The organism is Streptomyces sp. NPDC048644, assembly GCF_043199105.1.
In the GTDB taxonomy this organism is placed as follows: Bacteria; Actinomycetota; Actinomycetes; order Streptomycetales; family Streptomycetaceae; genus Streptomyces.
Window position 1 is genome coordinate 400,681 of sequence record NZ_JBICVO010000003.1, and the last position, 19,284, is coordinate 419,964.

General features: G+C 70.5%; 19 protein-coding genes. 16 read left to right on the forward strand and 3 right to left on the reverse strand.

Annotation, left to right across the window (positions count from 1 at the left end):
* Positions 1–28: 28 nt before the first annotated feature.
* The 4 genes from ACGFNI_RS08775 to tpx all read left to right on the forward strand — a co-directional run bounded on the left by ACGFNI_RS08775 (position 29) and on the right by tpx (position 3,614).
* On the forward strand, positions 29–898 hold the full coding sequence (locus ACGFNI_RS08775; protein ID WP_393681908.1) for a ricin-type beta-trefoil lectin domain protein: 870 nt from the start codon (positions 29–31) through the stop codon (positions 896–898).
* A gap of 119 nt (positions 899–1,017) precedes the next feature.
* Positions 1,018–2,019, forward strand: a complete 1,002-nt coding sequence (locus ACGFNI_RS08780) for a helix-turn-helix domain-containing protein (RefSeq protein ID WP_393681910.1) — start codon at positions 1,018–1,020, stop codon at positions 2,017–2,019.
* Positions 2,020–2,305: 286 nt separating this feature from the next.
* Positions 2,306–2,989, forward strand: a complete 684-nt coding sequence (locus ACGFNI_RS08785) for a dioxygenase (RefSeq protein WP_393681911.1) — start codon at positions 2,306–2,308, stop codon at positions 2,987–2,989.
* 124 nt (positions 2,990–3,113) lie between these two features.
* Positions 3,114–3,614, forward strand: coding sequence for a thiol peroxidase (tpx, locus tag ACGFNI_RS08790; protein ID WP_393681912.1), 501 nt, complete (start codon positions 3,114–3,116; stop codon positions 3,612–3,614).
* Between the two features lie 97 nt (positions 3,615–3,711).
* On the opposite strand, the gene ACGFNI_RS08795 is transcribed toward tpx, so the two are convergent.
* Positions 3,712–4,155 carry an SRPBCC family protein gene (locus tag ACGFNI_RS08795; protein ID WP_393681914.1) on the reverse strand — a complete coding sequence of 148 codons (444 nt, stop codon included), beginning with the start codon at positions 4,153–4,155 and terminating at the stop codon, positions 3,712–3,714.
* 196 nt (positions 4,156–4,351) lie between these two features.
* On the opposite strand from ACGFNI_RS08795, the gene ACGFNI_RS08800 reads away from it, so the two are divergent.
* Both ACGFNI_RS08800 and ACGFNI_RS08805 read left to right on the forward strand, forming a co-directional pair.
* Complete coding sequence (locus tag ACGFNI_RS08800) at positions 4,352–4,915, forward strand: DUF4352 domain-containing protein (protein WP_393681916.1); 564 nt, start codon at positions 4,352–4,354, stop codon at positions 4,913–4,915.
* A 151-nt stretch (positions 4,916–5,066) separates the two neighbouring features.
* Entirely contained in the window at positions 5,067–5,288 is a 222-nt protein-coding gene (locus ACGFNI_RS08805) for a hypothetical protein (protein ID WP_393681918.1), read from the forward strand.
* 164 nt (positions 5,289–5,452) lie between these two features.
* Here ACGFNI_RS08805 and ACGFNI_RS08810 read toward each other — a convergent pair whose 3' ends face one another.
* Positions 5,453–6,388 (reverse strand): RimK family alpha-L-glutamate ligase, encoded by a 936-nt coding sequence (locus tag ACGFNI_RS08810; RefSeq protein WP_393681919.1) that lies wholly within the window; start codon positions 6,386–6,388, stop codon positions 5,453–5,455.
* A gap of 182 nt (positions 6,389–6,570) precedes the next feature.
* Here ACGFNI_RS08810 and ACGFNI_RS08815 point away from each other — a divergent pair, with 182 nt between their 5' ends.
* Positions 6,571–7,134 carry a GNAT family N-acetyltransferase gene (locus ACGFNI_RS08815; RefSeq protein ID WP_393681921.1) on the forward strand — a complete coding sequence of 188 codons (564 nt, stop codon included), beginning with the start codon at positions 6,571–6,573 and terminating at the stop codon, positions 7,132–7,134.
* 38 nt (positions 7,135–7,172) lie between these two features.
* Here the strand turns inward: ACGFNI_RS08815 and ACGFNI_RS08820 are convergent, their stop codons facing one another.
* On the reverse strand, positions 7,173–7,784 hold the full coding sequence (locus ACGFNI_RS08820) for a HEAT repeat domain-containing protein (RefSeq protein ID WP_227047577.1): 612 nt from the start codon (positions 7,782–7,784) through the stop codon (positions 7,173–7,175).
* A 380-nt stretch (positions 7,785–8,164) separates the two neighbouring features.
* Between ACGFNI_RS08820 and ACGFNI_RS08825 the strand changes: the two genes are divergently transcribed.
* The 9 genes from ACGFNI_RS08825 (at position 8,165) to pssA (ending at position 19,217) form a co-directional block, all read left to right on the forward strand.
* Complete coding sequence (locus ACGFNI_RS08825) at positions 8,165–9,985, forward strand: 3-hydroxyacyl-CoA dehydrogenase family protein (RefSeq protein WP_393681922.1); 1,821 nt, start codon at positions 8,165–8,167, stop codon at positions 9,983–9,985.
* A 115-nt stretch (positions 9,986–10,100) separates the two neighbouring features.
* Positions 10,101–10,901, forward strand: a complete 801-nt coding sequence (locus ACGFNI_RS08830) for a TetR family transcriptional regulator (protein ID WP_393681923.1) — start codon at positions 10,101–10,103, stop codon at positions 10,899–10,901.
* Positions 10,902–11,425: 524 nt separating this feature from the next.
* Positions 11,426–12,763 (forward strand): crotonyl-CoA carboxylase/reductase, encoded by a 1,338-nt coding sequence (gene ccrA / locus ACGFNI_RS08835; protein WP_393681925.1) that lies wholly within the window; start codon positions 11,426–11,428, stop codon positions 12,761–12,763.
* 39 nt (positions 12,764–12,802) lie between these two features.
* On the forward strand, positions 12,803–14,815 hold the full coding sequence (locus tag ACGFNI_RS08840) for a protein meaA (protein ID WP_393681927.1): 2,013 nt from the start codon (positions 12,803–12,805) through the stop codon (positions 14,813–14,815).
* Positions 14,812–15,825 carry an HpcH/HpaI aldolase/citrate lyase family protein gene (locus tag ACGFNI_RS08845; RefSeq protein WP_393681929.1) on the forward strand — a complete coding sequence of 338 codons (1,014 nt, stop codon included), beginning with the start codon at positions 14,812–14,814 and terminating at the stop codon, positions 15,823–15,825. The genes ACGFNI_RS08840 and ACGFNI_RS08845 overlap by 4 nt, the downstream gene beginning before the upstream one ends.
* A 5-nt stretch (positions 15,826–15,830) precedes the next feature.
* The gene (locus tag ACGFNI_RS08850; protein ID WP_393682195.1) at positions 15,831–16,355 is read left to right on the forward strand and encodes a MaoC family dehydratase; all 525 of its coding nucleotides are present in this window, start codon (positions 15,831–15,833) and stop codon (positions 16,353–16,355) included.
* Between the two features lie 3 nt (positions 16,356–16,358).
* Positions 16,359–17,564 carry an acyl-CoA dehydrogenase family protein gene (locus ACGFNI_RS08855; protein ID WP_393681931.1) on the forward strand — a complete coding sequence of 402 codons (1,206 nt, stop codon included), beginning with the start codon at positions 16,359–16,361 and terminating at the stop codon, positions 17,562–17,564.
* Between the two features lie 170 nt (positions 17,565–17,734).
* Entirely contained in the window at positions 17,735–18,382 is a 648-nt protein-coding gene (locus ACGFNI_RS08860; RefSeq protein WP_393681933.1) for a phosphatidylserine decarboxylase, read from the forward strand.
* Positions 18,369–19,217, forward strand: coding sequence for a CDP-diacylglycerol--serine O-phosphatidyltransferase (gene pssA, locus ACGFNI_RS08865; RefSeq protein ID WP_393681935.1), 849 nt, complete (start codon positions 18,369–18,371; stop codon positions 19,215–19,217). Before ACGFNI_RS08860 ends, pssA begins: the two co-directional genes overlap by 14 nt.
* Positions 19,218–19,284: the final 67 nt, after the last annotated feature.

Genomic DNA, 19,284 nt, shown 5'->3' on the forward strand with positions numbered 1-19,284 from the left:
CCATCCGTCCCGACCGTCGGAGGACCCCGTGCCACCGGACACCCCCAACTCCCCCCAGCCACCCGGGAAATCACCGGACGGCTTCTCCCGTACCTTCGCCCGCGACCCCGGCAGGGCGCGCATCGGCCTGCTCCCCGAGCGGCGGGTGTGGGTCGCCCTCGGCTCGGCCGCAGGTCTTGTCGCCGCCGTCGCGCTGCTCGCCCCGCTGGCCCAGCAGGGCCTGAGAATGAGTGCCGACGACACCCGGGTCGCCGCGGCCGACGTGCAGAGCCCGTCGCCCGAGCCCGTCGCGTCGAAGTCGGCGGGCGCCTCCCCGTCCGCCTCGCCCGAGCACACCAAGGCGTCCCCGAAGCCGGAGAAGAAGGCCACCCAGGAGCCGGCCGAACAGCCGGCCGCGCCGCCCGCGCAGCCGAAGCACAAGGACCCCGCCCCGCCCCCGAAGAGCACGCACGGCGACTCCGCGCCCAAGGGCGGCGCCAAGGGGAGCCCGCCGCACCCCGCCAAGATCAGCGGCCCGTCCGGCGCCATCACCGGCATGAACGGCACCTGCCTGGACGTGGCCTACGGCAAGTCGGCCAACGGCACCCAGGTCCAGGTGCACGGCTGCAACGGCGCCCCCGCCCAGAAGTTCACCATGGCGTCGGACGGCACCGTGCGCGCCGTCGGCAAGTGCATGGACGTCGTGAACGGTGCCACGTCCGACGGTTCGCTCATCCACCTGTGGGACTGCAACGGCAGCCCCTCGCAGCAGTGGGTGTTCTCCCCGGCCAACGACCTGGTGAACAGGCAGGCCGACAAGTGCCTGGACATCCGTGCCGCCAACACGTCGGACGGCACCAGGGTTCAGATCGCCAACTGCTCGGGCAACCCCGCGCAGAAGTGGAACGGACCGGCCTGACCGTCCGCGCGCCGGGCCGGCCCACCGGCCGGCCCGGCCGCCACGCGCCGCCGCTGCCGCATCCGTGGCCGCATCCGTGGCCGAGAAGACGGCCTTGCGCCCGCTCGTAGGGTGAGCCCGTGCCCAGACGGAGCGAACAGGCCAGGCCCCCGCGCGGCGGACGCGCGGCGGGCCCCGCACCGGATGTCTTCGTGCCGCGCGGCTGTTCCAACGACGAAGGACCGGCGGACGATCCGGTACCGCTGCACCGGCTCGACGTGCCCGCCCCGCACCTCCTCCCGTTCGCCGTCGGCTCCTTCGACACCATCGGCCCGCTCTCCCGCGCCGACTTCCCGCACCGGCACACCTTCTACGAGATCGCGTACGTCACCGGCGGCTCGGGGCACCACGTCATCGATCTGGCCCGGTGGCCGTTGCGCCCGCCGCAGTTGAGCTTCATCGTGCCGGGACAGGTCCATCACTGGGACCGGGTCCGTGACCTGCGCGGCTGGGTGATCCTGTTCACCGAGGACTTCCTGCTGGCGCACCCCGGCGACCGGTACACGCTGGCGAAACTCGGCGAACGGCCCCCGCTCCAGGTCGATCCCGTCGCGGCGCTGCGGCTGACCGGGCTGGTGCGGGAGATGGTCCAGGAGTGCGCCGAGCGGGCCGACGCGTTCACCTCGGTGCTCCAGGCGCAGGTGCACATCCTGGCGGCGCGGGCCCTGCGGCTGCCGGGCGCGTCCCGCCCCGAGCCCGCCACGGGCCGCCAGGCGCCGGTGGCCAGGGAGTTCACCCGGCTGCTCGCCCGACCCGGTTCCGCGGGCAGGACCGTGCAGTCGTACGCCGATGAACTGGGCGTATCGGTGGGGCACTTGGCGGAGGTGGTCAAGCGCAGCACCGGCCGCACGCCGGGCCGGATCATCCGGCACGCGCAGACGGTGGAGGCCAAGCGGCTGCTGTCCGGCACCCGCCTGAGCGTGGCCCAGGTGGCCCGCCGGGTGGGCTTCGCCGACCCCGCCTACTTCTGCCGCTTCTTCCGCCGCGAAACCGGCGTGAGCCCCGGCGACTTCCGCCGCACGACGGGCGGGGACGGACCTGACGAAGCGGCGGGCGGGGGCGGCGCGATGTGCCCGGCGTGACCCGTCCACCTCCCGGCGGAACGGGCACTGCCGTACAGGCACTGCCGTACAGGCACTGCCGTACGGGCACTGCCGTACGGGCACTTGGCACAGCCCCCGGAACGGCCGCCGCGGAATTCACCATGACCCCCGAGGGAAGTCCATGGCCCGGCCCGCGGCGCCGCCCTAGCGTGTGACCTCGTCAGCAAGCGTCATCGGCAGGGACGGCCGGACATCCGGTGTCCCCGGTGTCCTGCCCCCATGGGCCGGCCCTGCCCTCCCTCCCCTCGCCCCACAGGAGCGTGTGATGGACGACGAAAGCCGCCGCAGTCAGGACGCCGGGGCGGACCGCCCCCAGAGCCTGATCAGCCGCAAGAACGTGCTCAGGGCCGCCGTCGCGGCCGTGCCGCTGCCGATGCTGCTCGGCGGGGTCGCGCTGGCCCGCGACAACCGGCCCGCCGGCCGCCCGCTCACCCCCACGCCGTACTGCGACGACGGCGACGACCCGACGCCGCCGCAGATCGAGGGCCCGTACTTCAAGCCGGACTCGCCGCTGCGGTCCTCGCTCGTCGAGCCCGGCACCGTGGGGACGCCGCTCACGGTGAGCGGCTTCGTCTTCGGGCTGACCTGCCGGCCGCTGCCCGACGTGCTCCTCGACTGGTGGCAGGCGGACGACAGCGGCGCGTACGACAACGAGGGCTTCGGCTTCCGCGGCCACCAGTTCACCGACGGGCGCGGCGCCTTCACCCTCACCACGATCGTGCCCGGCCTGTACCCGGGACGCACCCGGCACCTGCACGTGAAGGTCCAGGCGCCGGGCAACCCGATCCTCACCACCCAGCTGTACTTCCCCGGCGAGCCGCGCAACGAGACCGACCCGCTCTTCGATCCCGACCTGCTGATGAACGTGCGCCAGGCGGGCCCGGGGAAGGAGGCCACGTTCGACTTCGTCCTGAAGACGGACGAGGCCGCCTCCCCGCGGCGCCGCTGACCGGGCGGACACGCCGGGGCGCTGCGGGCGGTACCGGTGAGGGTCCGGAGTCCCCGGCCGCCGCTTCCGCAGTAGGATCGACGGCGTTGCTCTGACGATGAACATCGCTGGTAGGAGGCTCTTGATGGCTCAGGTCACGTTGAAGGGAAACCCGGTTCAGGTCGACGGGCAGCTGCCCGGGGCCGGTGCCGAGGCGCCGGCGTTCAGCCTGGTCGGCGAGGGGCTGGCGGACAAGTCGCTGAAGGACTTCGCCGGTCTGCGCAAGGTCTTGAACATCTTCCCGAGCGTCGACACCCCGACCTGCGCGAATTCCGTCCGCGCGTTCAACGCGAGGGCCGGTGAGCTGGACAACACCGTGGTGCTGTGCATTTCCGCCGACCTGCCGTTCGCCCAGGGCCGGTTCTGCGGTGCCGAGGGTCTGGAGCAGGTCAAGACCCTGTCCACGCTGCGGGGGCGCGAGTTCCACGAGACGTACGGCGTGGCCATCGCGGACGGCCCGCTGGCCGGCCTGACCGCGCGTGCCGTGATCGTGCTCGACGAGAACGACAAGGTGCTCCACTCGCAGCTGGTCGGCGAGATCTCGGAGGAGCCGAACTACGACGCCGCGCTCGCGGTCCTGGCCTGACACCCGGCCGACAGCCCGCAACGGAGCCCCGCCCCGGCCGGATCCACCGGCCGGAGCGGGGCTCCGTGCTGCACTGCATTTCCTCTGTCGCCGGCGGTCACTTCTCCATGTGGGCGGCGAGGTTGGCGAGAATCGCGTCATAGATCCGGCCAAGGCCCTTGGGCGCGAAGGTCCGCTCGAAGAAGCCGCCGATGCCGCCGGCGCCCTGCCAGACCGTGGTGACGGCGACCTGGGCACGCTTCTCGCCCGCCGGGGTGACCACCCAGGTCGTGACCATGGAGGAGTTGCGGTCCTTCTCGACGAGCTGGCCGTCGGTCGGCTCGTCGACCTCCAGCAGGCAGTCCCGCACCCGCTTGCTGGTGGCCTGGAGCTTCCAGTGGACGAGCGTGCCCTTGCCGTCGCCGCCCTCGCGGACCTCGAACTCGCTGAACTGTCCGGGCAGCAGCTGTCGGCGCGTGCCGCTGTAGTCGGCGAGCGCGTCGAACACGTCCTCCGGGTCCGCCGCGATCTCGCGCTGCGTGGTGGCCTCGACCTGACCCATGTGTGTCTTCCTCCAGTATTCGGCGCCGGTCCTGCGATGCGACGCCAAGCCAACCACCACTGGGCTGCGCGCCCAAATTGGGGGCGTGACGCCCGGCTTGCGGTCGCGGGCCCGCGCGGAAGACCCGCCTCCGGCATGCCGTAACCTGTCGCTCACTCGTGGGCAGGTGAGCCCGCCATGAACCTCGGGAACGCCCATGCGCCCATCCGCTCGCGTCGCCGCACTCGCCGCAGGCGCGCTGGTAACTGCCGTGCTCGCAACGGGTTGTTCGTCATCGGACGACACCGCTGACGCCGCCCCGTCGGCCTCGGACAAGCCCGCGGACAAGTCCGCGAAGACGCCCGATGTCACCGTCGGCGAATCCGGCACGTACACGGCCGTCGACAGCGCGACGGGGGCGGAGAAGAAGATGTCCGTCACGTTCAAGGACCTGCGGGCCGTGACACCGTCGGAGATCCACGCCACGAAGCAGCCCAAGGGCCAGTACGTCGTCCTCACCCTCAGCGTGAAGAACGTCGGGGGCAAGGACGGCGGTTTCCATCCGCAGGGCCTGCTGAAGTGGTCGGACGGCCAGACAGCCGAGCAGGACGTCTCCACCCGGCAGAAGTCCGGCACCGGCCACGACCTCGACGCGACGTACCGGCCGGGCCAGAGCGTCACGGGCGATGTCGTCCTGGACATCCCGGGAGCGGGCGGCAAGGTGAACCTCTACGACGGCTCGAAGAGCCCGTCGATCTCCTTCGAGCTGCCGGCGGATTAGGGCTCCCCCTCCGGCAGGTGGTGGCACAGATCACAAAGGGCATGTACATGCCATGTTAATCTGACGATTCATCACATAACCGACCGCCTGGCCAGCGGAGAGTCGGCTTCTGGCCGCTTCTGTCGGCTGGTTGAGGCGCTGAGGGGAACATATGAACAACGGTAAGAAGAAGCTGACCGCTGTTGCTGTTTCAGCAGTACTTTCGTTGTCGGTGCTCGGCCTGACCTGGCAGACGGCGGCCGAGTCTCACGGGGCAACCGGCAAGACCCTCGCCACCCAGTGGCCCGGGGCCCAGGGCTTTTCCGTGTCTCACGGGACCACCGGCAACACCCCGGCCACTCAGTGGCCCGGGGCGCAGGGCTCTTCCGTCTAGGACCGGGCCGTTTCCTTCGGCAGGTGATCGACACACGATCACCTGGAAGTTCCGGACCGGTTCGCCGCGCCCGCCAGCACGCCGCCGGGGCTCGTCACAAGGGGCCCCGGCCGGCGAGCCGTCTCGGATGTGTCCGGTGTGGTTCCCGAAGCTCGGACAGCCCCTCAGGCCCCGTCGTCCGGGCCGTCGTGCAGCCGGCGGTCGATGCAGTCGATGATGGCGGGAATGACCGCCGTCATCTGCGGGCGCCAGCCCGGGACCGCGTTGACCTCGCAGATGGTGTGGGCGCCGGTGGCGGTGAAGAGGAGGTCGACGCCTGCGATGGTGAGGCCCAGCGCCCGCGCGGCCAGGACCGCGAGGGCTTCGGCCTCCGGGTAGCGGCCGGCGCAGAGACCGGCGGAGCCGCCTCTGGTGACGTTCGAGGCGAGGGCGCCGTCGCGAGAAGTGCGTACCGCGGCGGCGACGGGTTCACCGTCCACGATGACGACGCGCAGGTCGCGCCCGTGGGAGGAGGCCACGTACTGCTGGAAGATCAGGGGCACGCCGTGGGCGGCACCGTCAGCCGTCCCCCGCAGCGTGGGGAGGTCCGGCGCGAGGAACACGTCCGCGCCCCCGAAACCGTTGACGGACTTGACCACGCAGGGCACGTCGAGACCGGGGGTGCGGACGACGCGGTCCAACGGCGTGGTGGCGTAGGAGAGCGACGCGGGGACCGGTAAGCCGGCCACGGCCAGTTCTTGCAGCTGCCAGAACTTGTTCCGGCAAGTGACATGCGATTCCTGCGAGTTGATGAGTGCGCTCCCCATGCGTTCCAGGTGGCGCAGGAGGGTCACTTCATGGTCGTGGCGCGTCGATCCGGGTACCTGCCGTACGCAGACGACCTTCGGGGCTGGCAGGTCCTCGCCGGCCGGTGTGCGCAGGATCAGCCGCCCGTCCTGGACGCCGATGAGCAGCTCGTCCGTGTGCCGGACGGCGAAGCGGGAGCCGTACGCCGCCGTGAGCGCGTCGGCCAGCACACGTGTCGATGCCAACGGCACGGCCGGACGGCTGCGCACCAGCAGCCAGACGTCGGGAACCGACCGCTTCAACGACGCCGCCATGTATCCACCTTCTTCTCTGTAAGGCAACCGGCGCCGGCAGGACACACCTTCCCCGGCCTGCGCCCTGTCCGGTCCGTACGGTGAGCGCGGTGGGCACGTGGGGCGCGTCCGGCAGCCGCCCCGCCCCGCCCCGTCAACAATTCCACGTGCCGTATCTCCGCCCGCCCTCTAGCCTGCCGCACATGAACGCAGTACGGGAGCGGGCGCCGCAGTGCGTACGCGAGTTGACCGAGGCCGATATCGACGCGGTCGCCGCCCTGCGGGTGAGCGGGTGGCGGGCGGCGTACGCCGGTCTGATGCCGCAGACGTACCTGGACTCGATGAGCGCGGCGGAGGACGCCGAGCGGCACCGGGCGCGCTTCCGGCGCCGGCCGCCCGGGGTGTCCGAACTGGTCGCGGAGCGCGCCGGGCAGGTCATCGGCTGGGCCGCCGTCGGCCCCGCGCGCGATCCCGATCTGGCCGCACCCGGTGGCGGGGCGCCCGGCGCCGGTGAGCTGCTGGCCCTCTACGTCGTGCCCGCCCTGATCGGGACGGGTGTCGGGCGCACGCTGATGGCGGCGGCCGGGGAACGGGCGCGGGCCGCCGGCTTCGGCCTGCTGTGCCTGTGGGTGGTGCGCGGCAACGCGCGTGCCCGCCGGTTCTACGAACGGGCCGGATTCACACCGGACGGCGCCGAGGAGGCGCCCGATGCGGGCGGCGTGAGCGTCCCCGAACTGCGGTACCGCAGGCCGGTGGTGGCGCCGTAGGGCGGACCCGTAGGTTCCCGCAGCCACCCGCCGCCCCGTCAGCCGCCCCCCTCGTGGACCCCGAGCCGGGCGAGCGAGGCGGCGGCTGCCGCGGCCAGCCGGGGGTGGGCCGCTGCGGCGCTCAGGGCGGGCACCGCGCGGCGGTCGCCCAGGGCGCCGAGCCCTTCGACGCAGGCGAGCGCGACCCGCCAGTACGGGTTGTACGGGGTCAGCAGCCGCTCCAGGGTGGCGATCAGCGCCGGGACCGATTGCGGGGCGCGCAGCTCGGCGAGCAGCCGTACGGGGTGCAGCGCATAGGCGGTGCGCAGCGGATTGGTGGCGAGCGCGGCGGCGGCGCGGGCGGTGCGCGGGTCGCCGAGCCTGGCCAGGGCGTAGGCGGCGGTGGCGCAGCGCACCGGATCGCGGTAGTTCAGCAGCAGCACCAGCGTCTCGAAGGCCCGCTTGTCCCCGGCGCATCCGAGGACGAAGGCGGCGATCTCGCGGGTCCACAGCGGGCGTTCGACGGCGACCAGCAGGCCGGCCAGTTCCTCGCGTCCCGCCGGGCTTCCCTTGCGGGCCAGCCCGAGCAGCCGCTCGTACGCCAACAGATCCTGCGGGGAGCGGAGTTCGGTCCGCACCCGGTCGGTCAACTCGTGGAATTCCTCTTCCATATGACGCATACCCTCCCGCCTGCCCCCCGGTTCGCGTGATGTGGCCCGCACCACACCTTCATGCCCCGCACTACCCCTGGACCTTCGGTTACCCACCGGTTAACCTGCTGGAACGAGCAGCACCCCTGCTCCGGGCGGCCTGGTGACGCAGCCGCCACAGCGTGAAGTCGGTTCGGTACACCCAGCACGACACCTGTACGGAGAACACGGCACGGCCCCGGGACAGGGCCCGCCGCCTCTCCTTCCCCGCGCAGCGCTGCCCGCAGCGCTCCGGCCTCCCGTGGCGCCCGCCGCGGACCGGCCGCCGTGCGCCGCCGCGCGGACACACCCCAGTCGTCACCTCTCCCCTGTCGCAGGGGAACACCCTCTGGAGTCTCGCGATGGACCGTCAGTCCACCTCAGACCACTCTTCCGACGCCGCATCCCCGTCCCTCGCCACCGTGGCCGTCGTCGGCCTCGGCACCATGGGCACCCAGATCGCCGAAGTGCTCACCCGCGCGGGGCGCGAGGTCATCGGCATCGACACCGATGACGCGGCGGCCCGTGCCGCCGTCGAAGCACTCGGCGCCGCCACCGCCCGCGCCGTGCGGCGCGAGCGGATCACCGAGCGGGAGCGGCAGGCCGTCCTGGCCCGTTTCCGTACCTTCTCCGGCCTTGAGGCGGCGGCGGACGCCGACCTCGTCATCGAGGTGGTGCCCGAGGACTACGAGCTGAAGCGGCGGGTCTTCACGGCGCTGGACGGCATCGTGCGCCCCGACACGATCCTGGCGACCGGCACCAACGCCCTGTCGGTGACCCGGCTCGCGGCCGATTCGCTGCGCCCCGAGCGGGTGCTCGGCGTGCACTTCTTCAACCCGGCGCCCGCCATGAAACTGGTCGAGGTGGTGTCGTCGGTGCTGACCGCGCCGACCGCCGTCACCGCGGTCACCGCGCTCGCCCGCGACCTGGGCAAGGACCCGATCGCGGTCGGCGACCGCCCCGGCTTCGTCGCCGACGGCCTGCTCTTCGGCTACCTCAACCAGGCCGCGGCGATGTACGAGGCCAAGTACGCCACCCGTGAGGACATCGACGCGGCGATGCGGCTCGGCTGCGGGCTGCCGATGGGGCCGCTGGCGCTGCTCGACCTGATCGGCGTGGACACCGCGCGCACGGTTCTGGAGGCGATGTACGCGCAGTCCCACGACCGGCTGCACGCCCCGGCGCCGGTACTCGGCCAGCTCGCCGAGGCCGGGCTGACCGGCCGCAAGGCGGGCCGCGGCTTCTACACGTACGAGGCACCGGGCAGTGCCACGGTCGTCTCAGACCCGCAGAGCACCGCCGGGACGGGCGCGGGCGCCGCGGGCCGTCCGGTGCGCCGCGTCGGTGTCGCCGGTTCGGGGACGATGGCGGGCGGCATCGCCGAGGTCTTCGCGAAGGCGGGCTACGAGGTGGTGCTGGCCGCCCGCAGCGCCGAGAAGGCGGAGCGGGCGAAGGCCCGGATCGTGAAGTCTCTGGGCCGCTCGGTGGACAAGGGCAGGCTGACCGCCGAAGCACGCGACGCCGCGCTGGCCTCGATCACCACGGCCGGTTCCCTGGACGCGTTCGCCGACGTCGATCTGGCCGTCGAGGCGGTGGCCGAGGACCTGGCGGTCAAGCAGGAGCTGTTCGCCGCCCTGGACACGATCTGCAAGCCCGGCGCCGTCCTGGCCACCACCACCTCATCGCTGCCGGTCGTCGCCTGTGCCCGCGCCACCTCCCGGCCGCAGGACGTCATCGGGATGCACTTCTTCAACCCCGCGCCCGCCATGAAGCTGGTGGAGGTGGTGCGGACGGTGCTGACCGCCGACGACGTGCACGCCACCGTGCGGGAGGTCTGCGCCGCGGTCCGCAAGCACCCGGTGGACTGCGGCGACCGGGCCGGTTTCATCGTGAACGCGCTGCTGTTCCCGTACCTGAACAACGCGATCAAGATGGTCCAGGAGCACTACGCGACGCTGGACGACATCGACGCCGCCATGAAGCTCGGCGGCGGCTACCCGATGGGGCCCTTCGAACTCCTCGACGTGGTCGGCCTGGACGTCTCGCTGGCCATCGAGAAGGTGCTGCACGCCGAGTTCCGCGACCCGGGTCTTGCCCCCGCGCCGCTGCTGGAGCACCTCGTCGCGGCGGGCTGCCTCGGCCGCAAGACCGGCCGCGGCTTCCGTGAGTACGCCCGGCGCTGACCGGTGGGGCGGATGGGGCGGGCTGCTGGAGCCTTCCGGCGGCCCGCCCCAGGCCATGGGGCCGCGGGCGGCACCGAATGCCACAGGCCGGATGAATATGCAGTACCGTCCCCACATGTCCCAGCCCGCTCGCCCGCAGTCATCCGACGCACCGGAATCCGCCACTCCCGGTACCCGCCGCGCAGCCGCCCAGCGGCTCAAAATGCGCCGCGAACTCTCGGCTGCGGCTATGGAGTTGTTCGCGACCAAGGGCTACGAAGCGACCACGGTCGACGAGATCGCGGCCACCGCCGGCGTCGCCCGGCGCACGTTCTTCCGCCACTTCCGCTCCAAGGAAGAGGCGATCTTCCCCGACCACGACGACACCCTGGTCCGCGCCGAGGCCGTCCTGGATGCCGCCCCGCCGCACGAGAACCCGCTCGACACGGTCTGCCGCGGCATCAAGGAAGTCATGCGGATGTACGCGGCGTCACCCGCCGTGTCCGTGGCCCGGTACCACCTCACCCGTGAGGTGCCCACGCTCCGGGAGGCCGAGATCGCCTCGGTGGCCCGTTACGAGCGGCTGTTCACCCGCTACCTCCTGGGCCACTTCGACGAGGGCGCGCACCACGAGGGCGACGACGATCCGCTGCTCGCCGAGGTCGCCGCGTCGGCGGTGGTCACCGCGCACAACCACGTGCTGCGGCGCTGGCTGCGGGCCGGTGCCCAGGGGGACGTCGAGACCCAGCTGGACCACGCCTTCGAGATCGTCAGGGAGACCTTCGGCACCGGGATCGGCGCGGGCCGTGCGGCGTCCGGGGAGGCGGCGCCCGCGACCGTCTCGCGCGAGGGCGAGGTGCTGGTGACGGTGGCCCGTACGGACGCCCCGCTGGACGAGATCATGCGCACCATCGAGCGGGCGCTGAAGAAGCGCTGAACCGACGGGTGCCAGGACGCCCGTGACGACCCACGCCCCCGGAGGCCGCGCGACCGCGGCCCCGGGGGCGCCGTCTTTCCGGTGCGCGCCGCCCCGCCGACGGCCCCATCTCCCGCCCCGGCAGGGCGATGTGAACGATCATCCATCGCTCCACGCCCCCCCTTTGAACGATCATCGCTCAGATGTGACGACTTTCTTTCAATTGAGAGAAAGTCATGGCACTCAGTGTCTTGTCGCCTGGCACGCGGTGTCATAGCGTGAAGTCGTCCGGGCGACCGGCGCGCGGCACCTTTCGCGGGCCGGCTGTCCCAGCAGCCCCGTGCGGCTGCCCGCCCGGACGCCTGCGTCACAGGCACCTCCCGCGCTCACCCGCGCTGCCAGGCCCCGCGTCCCGCGCCACTGCGACCACCGCAGCGGCAACGGAGACGGAGCCACCCCGGCCGAACCGACGGCACCCTGACCCGCACCACCCCCGACGTTCCCTCAAGCCGTTCCCCGAAGACGAGCTTCGCCGGAGGCACACCATGAACGAAATCCTGGACGCGATCCTCGCGCCCGACAGCACCAGCGACGACTTCGCCGCCCTGCCGCTCCCCGAGTCCTACCGAGCGGTCACCGTGCACAAGGACGAGGCCGAGATGTTCGCCGGGCTCGCCACCAAGGACAAGGACCCCCGCAAGTCCCTGCACATCGACGACGTGGCGGTGCCCGAACTGGGGCCTGGCGAGGCGCTGGTCGCCGTCATGGCCTCCTCGGTCAACTACAACTCCGTGTGGACGTCGATCTTCGAGCCGATGTCGACCTTCGGCTTCCTGGAGCGCTACGGCAAGCTCTCCCCGCTCACCAAGCGGCACGACCTGCCGTACCACGTCATCGGCTCCGACCTCGCCGGCGTCGTGCTGCGCACCGGCCCCGGCGTCAACGCCTGGGGGCCTGGCGACGAGGTCGTCGCGCACTGCCTCTCCGTCGAGCTGGAGTCGTCCGACGGGCACAACGACACGATGCTCGACCCCGAGCAGCGGATCTGGGGCTTCGAGACCAACTTCGGCGGCCTCGCCGAGATCGCCCTGGTCAAGTCCAACCAGCTGATGCCCAAGCCGAAGCACCTGAGCTGGGAGGAGGCGGCGGCGCCCGGACTGGTCAACTCGACCGCCTACCGCCAGCTCGTCTCCCGCAACGGCGCCGGCATGAAGCAGGGCGACAACGTGCTGATCTGGGGCGCGAGCGGCGGACTCGGAAGCTACGCCACCCAGTTCGCGCTGGCCGGCGGCGCCAACCCGATCTGCGTGGTCTCCAGCGACCAGAAGGCGGAGATCTGCCGGAAGATGGGCGCCCAGGCGATCATCGACCGCAACGCCGATGGCTACAAGTTCTGGAAGGACGAGCAGACCCAGGACCCGCGCGAGTGGAAGCGCTTCGGCAAGCGGATCCGCGAACTGACCGGCGGCGAGGACGTGGACATCGTCTTCGAGCACCCGGGCCGCGAGACCTTCGGCGCCTCCGTGTACGTCACGCGCAAGGGCGGCACCATCGTCACCTGCGCCTCGACCTCCGGCTACAACCACGAGTACGACAACCGCTACCTGTGGATGTCGCTGAAGCGGATCGTCGGCTCGCACTTCGCCAACTACCGCGAGGCGTGGGAGGCCAACCGCCTGATCGCCAAGGGCAAGATCCACCCGACCCTGTCGAAGACGTACTCCCTGGAGGAGACCGGGCAGGCGGCGTACGACGTGCACCGCAACCTCCACCAGGGCAAGGTCGGCGTGCTGGCGCTGGCCCCCGAGGAGGGCATGGGCGTGCGCGACCAGGAGATGCGCGAGCGGCACCTCGACGCCATCAACCGGTTCCGGGACGTCTGAGCCCGCCGGAAACCTGAACCACGAGGATACGGGTCAGATATGACTGAGCGTCAGAAGGATCGTCCGTGGCTGATGCGGACATACGCCGGGCACTCCACGGCCGAGGCGTCCAACGAGCTGTACCGGCGCAACCTCGCCAAGGGCCAGACCGGCCTGTCGGTCGCGTTCGACCTGCCGACGCAGACCGGCTACGACCCCGACCACATCCTCGCCCGCGGCGAGGTCGGCCGGGTCGGGGTGCCGGTCTCCCATCTCGGTGACATGCGGCGGCTGTTCCAGGACATCCCGCTGGACCGGATGAACACCTCGATGACCATCAACGCGACGGCCATGTGGCTGCTGGCGATGTACCAGGTGGTGGCCGAGGAACAGGGCGCCGACATCACCAAGCTGTCGGGAACGACGCAGAACGACATCGTCAAGGAGTACCTCTCGCGCGGGACGCACGTCTTCCCTCCCGGGCCCTCGCTGCGGCTGACCACCGACATGATCACGTACACGGTCAACCACATCCCGAAGTGGAACCCGATCAACATCTGCAGCTACCACCTCCAGGAGGCGGGGGCCACTCCGGTCCAGGAGATCTCGTACGCGATGTCCACCGCAATCGCCGTGCTCGACGCGGTCTTCGCGTCAGGACAGGTCCCCGACGACCGCAAGGGCGACGTGGTGGCCCGCATCTCGTTCTTCGTGAACGCGGGCGTCAGGTTCGTCGAGGAGATGTGCAAGATGCGGGCGTTCTCCCGCATCTGGGACCAGGTCACCCGCGAGCGCTACGGCATCGAGAACGCCAAGCAGCGCCGCTTCCGCTACGGCGTCCAGGTCAACTCGCTCGGCCTGACCGAGGCACAGCCGGAGAACAACGTCCAGCGCATCGTGCTGGAGATGCTGGCCGTGACGCTCTCCAAGGATGCCCGCGCGCGTGCCGTGCAACTGCCCGCCTGGAACGAGGCGCTGGGCCTGCCCCGGCCCTGGGACCAGCAGTGGTCGCTGCGCATCCAGCAGGTGCTGGCCCACGAGTCGGACCTGCTGGAGTACGAGGACATCTTCGCCGGCTCGCACGTCATCGAGGCCAAGGTGGACGCACTGGTCGACGAGTGCCTGGCCGAGATCGACCGCATCCAGGAGATGGGCGGCGCGATGGCGGCCGTCGAGTCCGGCTACCTCAAGTCGCAGCTGGTGTCCTCGCACGCCGAGCGGCGGGCCAGGATCGAGGCGGGCGATGAGAAGATCGTCGGCGTCAACTGCTTCGAGGGCACCGAGCCGAACCCGCTGACCGCCGACCTCGACACCGCGATCATGACGGTCGACCCGGCCAACGAGGCGCGCGTGGTGCGGGCGTTGCACGAGTGGCGCGACAACCGCGACGAGACCCGCGCCCAGGAGTCGCTGTCCGCCCTGAAGAAGACCGCTGCGGGTGACGGCAACCTCTTCGCCGCCACTCTGGAGTGCGCCCGCGCCGGCGTGACGACCGGCGAGTGGGCCTGGGCGCTGCGCGACGTGTTCGGCGAGTTCCGGGCGCCGACGGGGGTCTCCGGCGCGCCGCTCGCCGTCACCGCCGAGGCCGGCACCCCGCTCGCCCGGGTCCGCGACAAAGTCGCCAAGACCGCCGCCGACCTCGGCAGCGGCAAACTGCGGCTGCTGGTCGGCAAGCCAGGACTCGACGGTCACAGCAACGGCGCCGAGCAGATCGCCGTACGGGCCAGGGACGCCGGGTTCGAGGTGGTCTACCAGGGCATCAGGCTCACCCCCGAGCAGATCGTCTCGGCCGCCGTCGCCGAGGACGTGCACTGCGTGGGCCTGTCGATCCTGTCCGGTTCGCACGCCGAACTCGTCCCCGACGTGCTGGACCGGCTGCGCCGCACCGGCGTCGACGACCTGCCCGTCATCGTCGGCGGCATCATCCCCTCCGCCGACGCAGCCGCGCTCCGGGAAGCCGGGGTCGCCGCCGTGTTCACCCCGAAGGACTTCGGCATCACGGAAATCATCGGCCGGATCGTCGACGAGATCCGCACGGCGAACAAGCTCGACCCCCTGGAGGTCACCGCATGACTGCCCGCCCGTCTCCCGCCACCGCCCCGGGGGGAAGTCGCCGCGCTCCTGAAGCTACTCGCCGGCTGCGACCGCGCCGCTCCTGTCTCGCGGTCCCCGGCAGCAACCCGCGCTTCCTGGAGAAGGCCCAGGGTCTGCCGGCGGACCAGGTCTTCCTCGACCTGGAGGACGCCTGCGCCCCGCTCGCCAAGGAGGGCGCAAGGCACACCATCGTGGACGCGCTCAACAAGGGCGACTGGACGGGCAAGACCCGCGTCGTCCGGGTCAACGACTGGACCACGCAGTGGACCTACCGCGACGTCGTCACGGTTGTCGAGGGCGCGGGCCACCACCTCGACTGCCTCATGCTGCCGAAGGTCCAGGACGCCCACCAGGTCATCGCGCTCGACCTGCTGCTGACGCAGATCGAGAAGACCATGGGCCTCGACGTGGGCCGGATCGGCATCGAGGCGCAGATCGAGAACGCCAAGGGCCTGGTGAACATCGACGCCATCGCCGGCGCATCGCCCCGCCTGGAGACCCTCATCTTCGGCCCGGCCGACTTCATGGCGTCGATCAACATGAAGACCCTGGTGGTCGGCGAGCAGCCGCCCGGCTACGGCGCGGACGCCTACCACTACATCCTGATGCGCATCCTGATGGCGGCCCGTACCCACGGCCTCCAGGCGATCGACGGCCCCTACCTCCAGATCAAGAACGTCGACGGCTACCGCGAGGTCGCCGGGCGGGCCGCGGCCCTCGGCTTCGACGGCAAGTGGGTGCTGCACCCCGGCCAGGTGGAGGCCGCCAACGAGGTCTTCTCACCGTCGCAGGACGACTACGACCACGCCGAGCTGATCCTCGACGCCTACGAGTGGTGCACGTCGGAAGCCGGCGGCAAGAAGGGCTCGGCGATGCTCGGCGACGAGATGATCGACGAGGCCAGCCGCAAGATGGCGCTGGTCGTCGCAGGCAAGGGAAGGGCAGCCGGCCTGACCCGTACGTCCACGTTCGAAGCCCCGGAGGCGTGAGCACCATGCAGTTCGGCCGTACCTACGAAGAGTTCACCGTCGGCGACGTGTACAAGCACTGGCCGGGAAAGACCGTCACCGAATACGACGACCACCTCTTCTGCCTGCTCACGATGAATCATCACCCGCTGCACATGGACAGCAACTACGCGGAGCGGACCACCGACTTCGGAAAGAACGTCGTCGTCGGCAATTACATCTACTCGCTGCTGCTCGGCATGTCGGTCCCGGACGTCTCAGGAAAGGCCATCGCCAATCTGGAGGTGGAATCCCTCAAGCACGTGGCGCCGACCTTCCACGGCGACACGCTCTACGGCGAGACGACGGTGCTCGACAAGACGCCGTCCCGGTCCAAGACGGACCGCGGCGTCGTGTACGTCGAGACCAAGGGCTACAACCAGGACGGCACCCTCGTCTGCGTCTTCCGGCGCAAGGTCATGGTGCCCACCGCGACGTACATCCAGGAGCGCGGCGGCGAGCAGCCGGGCCGCCCCGAGCTGAAGGCCCCTGCGGCCAAGAAGGAGAAGTAGCCCATGCCCCGTCTTGCGCAGACCGACGGCCTGACCGACATCCAGCGGGAAATCCTCTCCACCGTCCGCGGATTCGTCGACAAGGAGATCATCCCGGTCGCCACCGAGCTGGAACACAAGGACGAATACCCCACGCAGATCGTCGAGGGACTGAAAGAACTCGGCGTCTTCGGACTGATGATTCCCGAGGAGTACGGCGGTCTCGGCGAGTCCCTTCTCACCTACGCGCTGACGGTCGAGGAGATCGCCCGCGGCTGGATGAGCGTGTCGGGCATCATCAACACCCACTTCATCGTGGCGTACATGCTCAAGCAGCACGGCACGCAGGAACAAAAGGACTATTTCCTGCCGAAGATGGCGGCCGGTGAGATCCGCGGCGCCTTCTCGATGTCGGAGCCCGCACTGGGCTCGGACGTGTCGGCCATCTCCTCCAAGGGCGTGCGGGACGGCGACACCTATGTCCTCAACGGCCAGAAGATGTGGCTCACCAACGGCGGCTCGTCCACGCTGGTCGCGGTGTTGTGCCGGACCGACGAGGGCCACCCCGACGGCACCGCGCCGCACAAGTCGATGACGACCTTCCTGGTGGAGAAGGAAGCCGGCTTCGGCGAGGTCAGGCCAGGACTCACCATCCCCGGCAAGATCGACAAGATGGGCTACAAGGGGGTGGACACCACCGAGCTGATCATGGACGGCCTGCGCATCCCGGCCGACCGGGTGCTCGGCGGCGAGAGCGGACGTGGCTTCTATCACATGATGGACGGCGTCGAGGTGGGCCGGGTCAACGTCGCCGCACGCGGCTGCGGCGTCGCCCAGCGCGCGTTCGAACTGGGAGTGGACTACGCGCAGCAGCGCCACACCTTCGGGAAGCCCATCGCGCAGCACCAGGCCATCCAGTTCAAATTGGCCGAAATGGCAACAAAGGTCGAAGCGGCCCATGCAATGATGGTGAACGCCGCTCGCAAAAAGGATTCGGGTCAGCGAAACGACCTGGAGGCGGGCATGGCGAAGTACCTGGCCTCCGAATACTGCAAGGAGGTGGTCGAGGACGCGTTCCGCATCCACGGCGGCTACGGCTTCTCCAAGGAGTACGAGATCGAGCGCCTCTACCGCGAGGCCCCGATGCTGCTGATCGGTGAAGGTACCGCCGAGATCCAGAAAATGATCATCGGCCGGCGGCTACTTGAGGAGTACCGAATCCAGGGGTGAATATCCCCTTTAGGCCGATTTCATCTAGACGAAGATCACACCGCGTCATCGTTCTTCGGCCATGGATTGGCTCTGGCTCTTGGCCAGTTGCCGCTCGCAACCGATAGCATCCCCGGAAAGCCGCCGTCCCCCGTATCCATACGCGGCATCCTCCGCTACGAAGGTCATCCATGCCCCACAGCCAATCCTCTGCACCACGCGGTCGCGTCCGCCTCGCGCGCGGAGCGTCGCCGTGGCTCCTCCCGACCGTGGCAACGGCAGCGGTCAGCCTGGCCCGTTCCCGTCGCTCGGGACGCTGGGCTGCCGTCGCCGTGCCCACCACCGCACTCGCGGCGGGCATGCTGTGGTTCTTCCGCGACCCCGAGCGCGACATCACCCAGGGCCGCGTCATCTCTCCGGCCGACGGTGTGGTGCAGAGCATCATGCCGTGGAAGGACGGGCGCACCCGCGTCGCGATCTTCATGAGCCCGTTGAACGTCCACGTCAACCGCGCGCCGCTGGCCGGCACCGTGACGTCCGTGGAGCACATCCCCGGCGGCTTCGTCCCGGCGTTCAACAAGGAGAGCGAGAACAACGAGCGGGTCGTCTGGCACTTCGACACCGAGATCGGTGACGTCGAGGTGATCCAGATCGCAGGTGCGGTGGCCCGCCGCATCGTTCCCTACGTGCCCGAGGGCACCAAGGTCGAGCAGGGCGAACGTATCGGTCTGATCCGCTTCGGCTCGCGCGTCGACGTCTACCTTCCGGAGGGCGTCGAGGCAGCGGTCGAGGTCGGCCAGGCCACCACCGCGGGGGTGACTCGTCTTGACCGTGATTGATCCCGAGACCCAGGCGAGCTGGGCGCCCGAGACCGAGGAGGACGTCGACGACATGCCGCTGTCCACGCGGCTGTCGATAGCGGACACCCTCACGCTCGGTAACGCCATCTGCGGCTTCATGGCCGTGTACTTCACCACCACCGGCGTCCTCATCCCGCATCTGACGGGCATGGACGACGGCGGGATGGCCCGGCACAGCGCGGCGATGGCCGTGATCCTGATGCTGCTCGCCTCGGTCTTCGACCTCTTCGACGGACTCGTCGCGCGCAAGCTGCGGGCCTCCGCGATGGGCGCCGAGCTGGACAACCTCTCCGACCTGATCAGCTTCGGCCTGGCCCCCGCCTACTTCGTCGTCACCTGGGGCATGGTCGCCCAGGACGCGAACCAGCGGGTGTCGGTGGTGGCCGCGGTCGTGGTGCTGCTGGCCGTGGTGCTGCGGCTCGCGCGATTCTCGTGCGTGCCGATGCGCGACGGCATGTTCCAGGGCATGCCAGGACCCTTCGGCGCGCTGACCGTCGTCGCGATCGTGCTGCTCGAGCTGCCGTTCCTGCCGACGCTGCTGGCGATCATCGGCGTCGCCTGGCTGATGGTGAGCCGGGTCGAGTACCCCAAGCCGCGCGGCCGGCTGGCCGTGGCGATGCTCAGCTGGATCGTGCTCAGCATGGGCATGCTCGCCGCCTGGGCGCTGGACGCCCCCGGAGGCCAGCTGCTGCTGCAGACCGGCTGCGCCCTCCAGGTGGTGCTCGGCGCGATGATCCCGCTGTTCGCGACGGCCCGGAGGGTCAACACCTTCCGCGACAACCGCCGCGAGGCCCGCGCCGCCCAGCTTCCGTAACACCCCGTACGACCCGCCGAGAGCCCCTGGTGCACGATGCACCCGGGGCTCTCGGCATTCCGGATCC

Excerpts from the sequence above, each read along its gene's own strand:
- ACGFNI_RS08855 (WP_393681931.1), top strand. The coding sequence starts at position 16,359 with ATGCCCCGTCTTGCGCAGACCGACGGCCTGACCGACATCCAGCGGGAA.
- ACGFNI_RS08820 (WP_227047577.1), bottom strand. The coding sequence starts at position 7,784 with ATGGAAGAGGAATTCCACGAGTTGACCGACCGGGTGCGGACCGAACTC.
- ACGFNI_RS08860 (WP_393681933.1), top strand. The coding sequence starts at position 17,735 with ATGCCCCACAGCCAATCCTCTGCACCACGCGGTCGCGTCCGCCTCGCG.
- ACGFNI_RS08830 (WP_393681923.1), top strand. The coding sequence starts at position 10,101 with ATGTCCCAGCCCGCTCGCCCGCAGTCATCCGACGCACCGGAATCCGCC.
- ACGFNI_RS08795 (WP_393681914.1), bottom strand. The coding sequence starts at position 4,155 with ATGGGTCAGGTCGAGGCCACCACGCAGCGCGAGATCGCGGCGGACCCG.
- ACGFNI_RS08785 (WP_393681911.1), top strand. The coding sequence starts at position 2,306 with ATGGACGACGAAAGCCGCCGCAGTCAGGACGCCGGGGCGGACCGCCCC.
- ACGFNI_RS08805 (WP_393681918.1), top strand. The coding sequence starts at position 5,067 with ATGAACAACGGTAAGAAGAAGCTGACCGCTGTTGCTGTTTCAGCAGTA.
- ACGFNI_RS08850 (WP_393682195.1), top strand. The coding sequence starts at position 15,831 with ATGCAGTTCGGCCGTACCTACGAAGAGTTCACCGTCGGCGACGTGTAC.
- ACGFNI_RS08800 (WP_393681916.1), top strand. The coding sequence starts at position 4,352 with ATGCGCCCATCCGCTCGCGTCGCCGCACTCGCCGCAGGCGCGCTGGTA.
- ACGFNI_RS08845 (WP_393681929.1), top strand. The coding sequence starts at position 14,812 with ATGACTGCCCGCCCGTCTCCCGCCACCGCCCCGGGGGGAAGTCGCCGC.
- ACGFNI_RS08810 (WP_393681919.1), bottom strand. The coding sequence starts at position 6,388 with ATGGCGGCGTCGTTGAAGCGGTCGGTTCCCGACGTCTGGCTGCTGGTG.
- ACGFNI_RS08825 (WP_393681922.1), top strand. The coding sequence starts at position 8,165 with ATGGACCGTCAGTCCACCTCAGACCACTCTTCCGACGCCGCATCCCCG.
- ccrA (WP_393681925.1), top strand. The coding sequence starts at position 11,426 with ATGAACGAAATCCTGGACGCGATCCTCGCGCCCGACAGCACCAGCGAC.
- ACGFNI_RS08840 (WP_393681927.1), top strand. The coding sequence starts at position 12,803 with ATGACTGAGCGTCAGAAGGATCGTCCGTGGCTGATGCGGACATACGCC.
- ACGFNI_RS08815 (WP_393681921.1), top strand. The coding sequence starts at position 6,571 with ATGAACGCAGTACGGGAGCGGGCGCCGCAGTGCGTACGCGAGTTGACC.
- tpx (WP_393681912.1), top strand. The coding sequence starts at position 3,114 with ATGGCTCAGGTCACGTTGAAGGGAAACCCGGTTCAGGTCGACGGGCAG.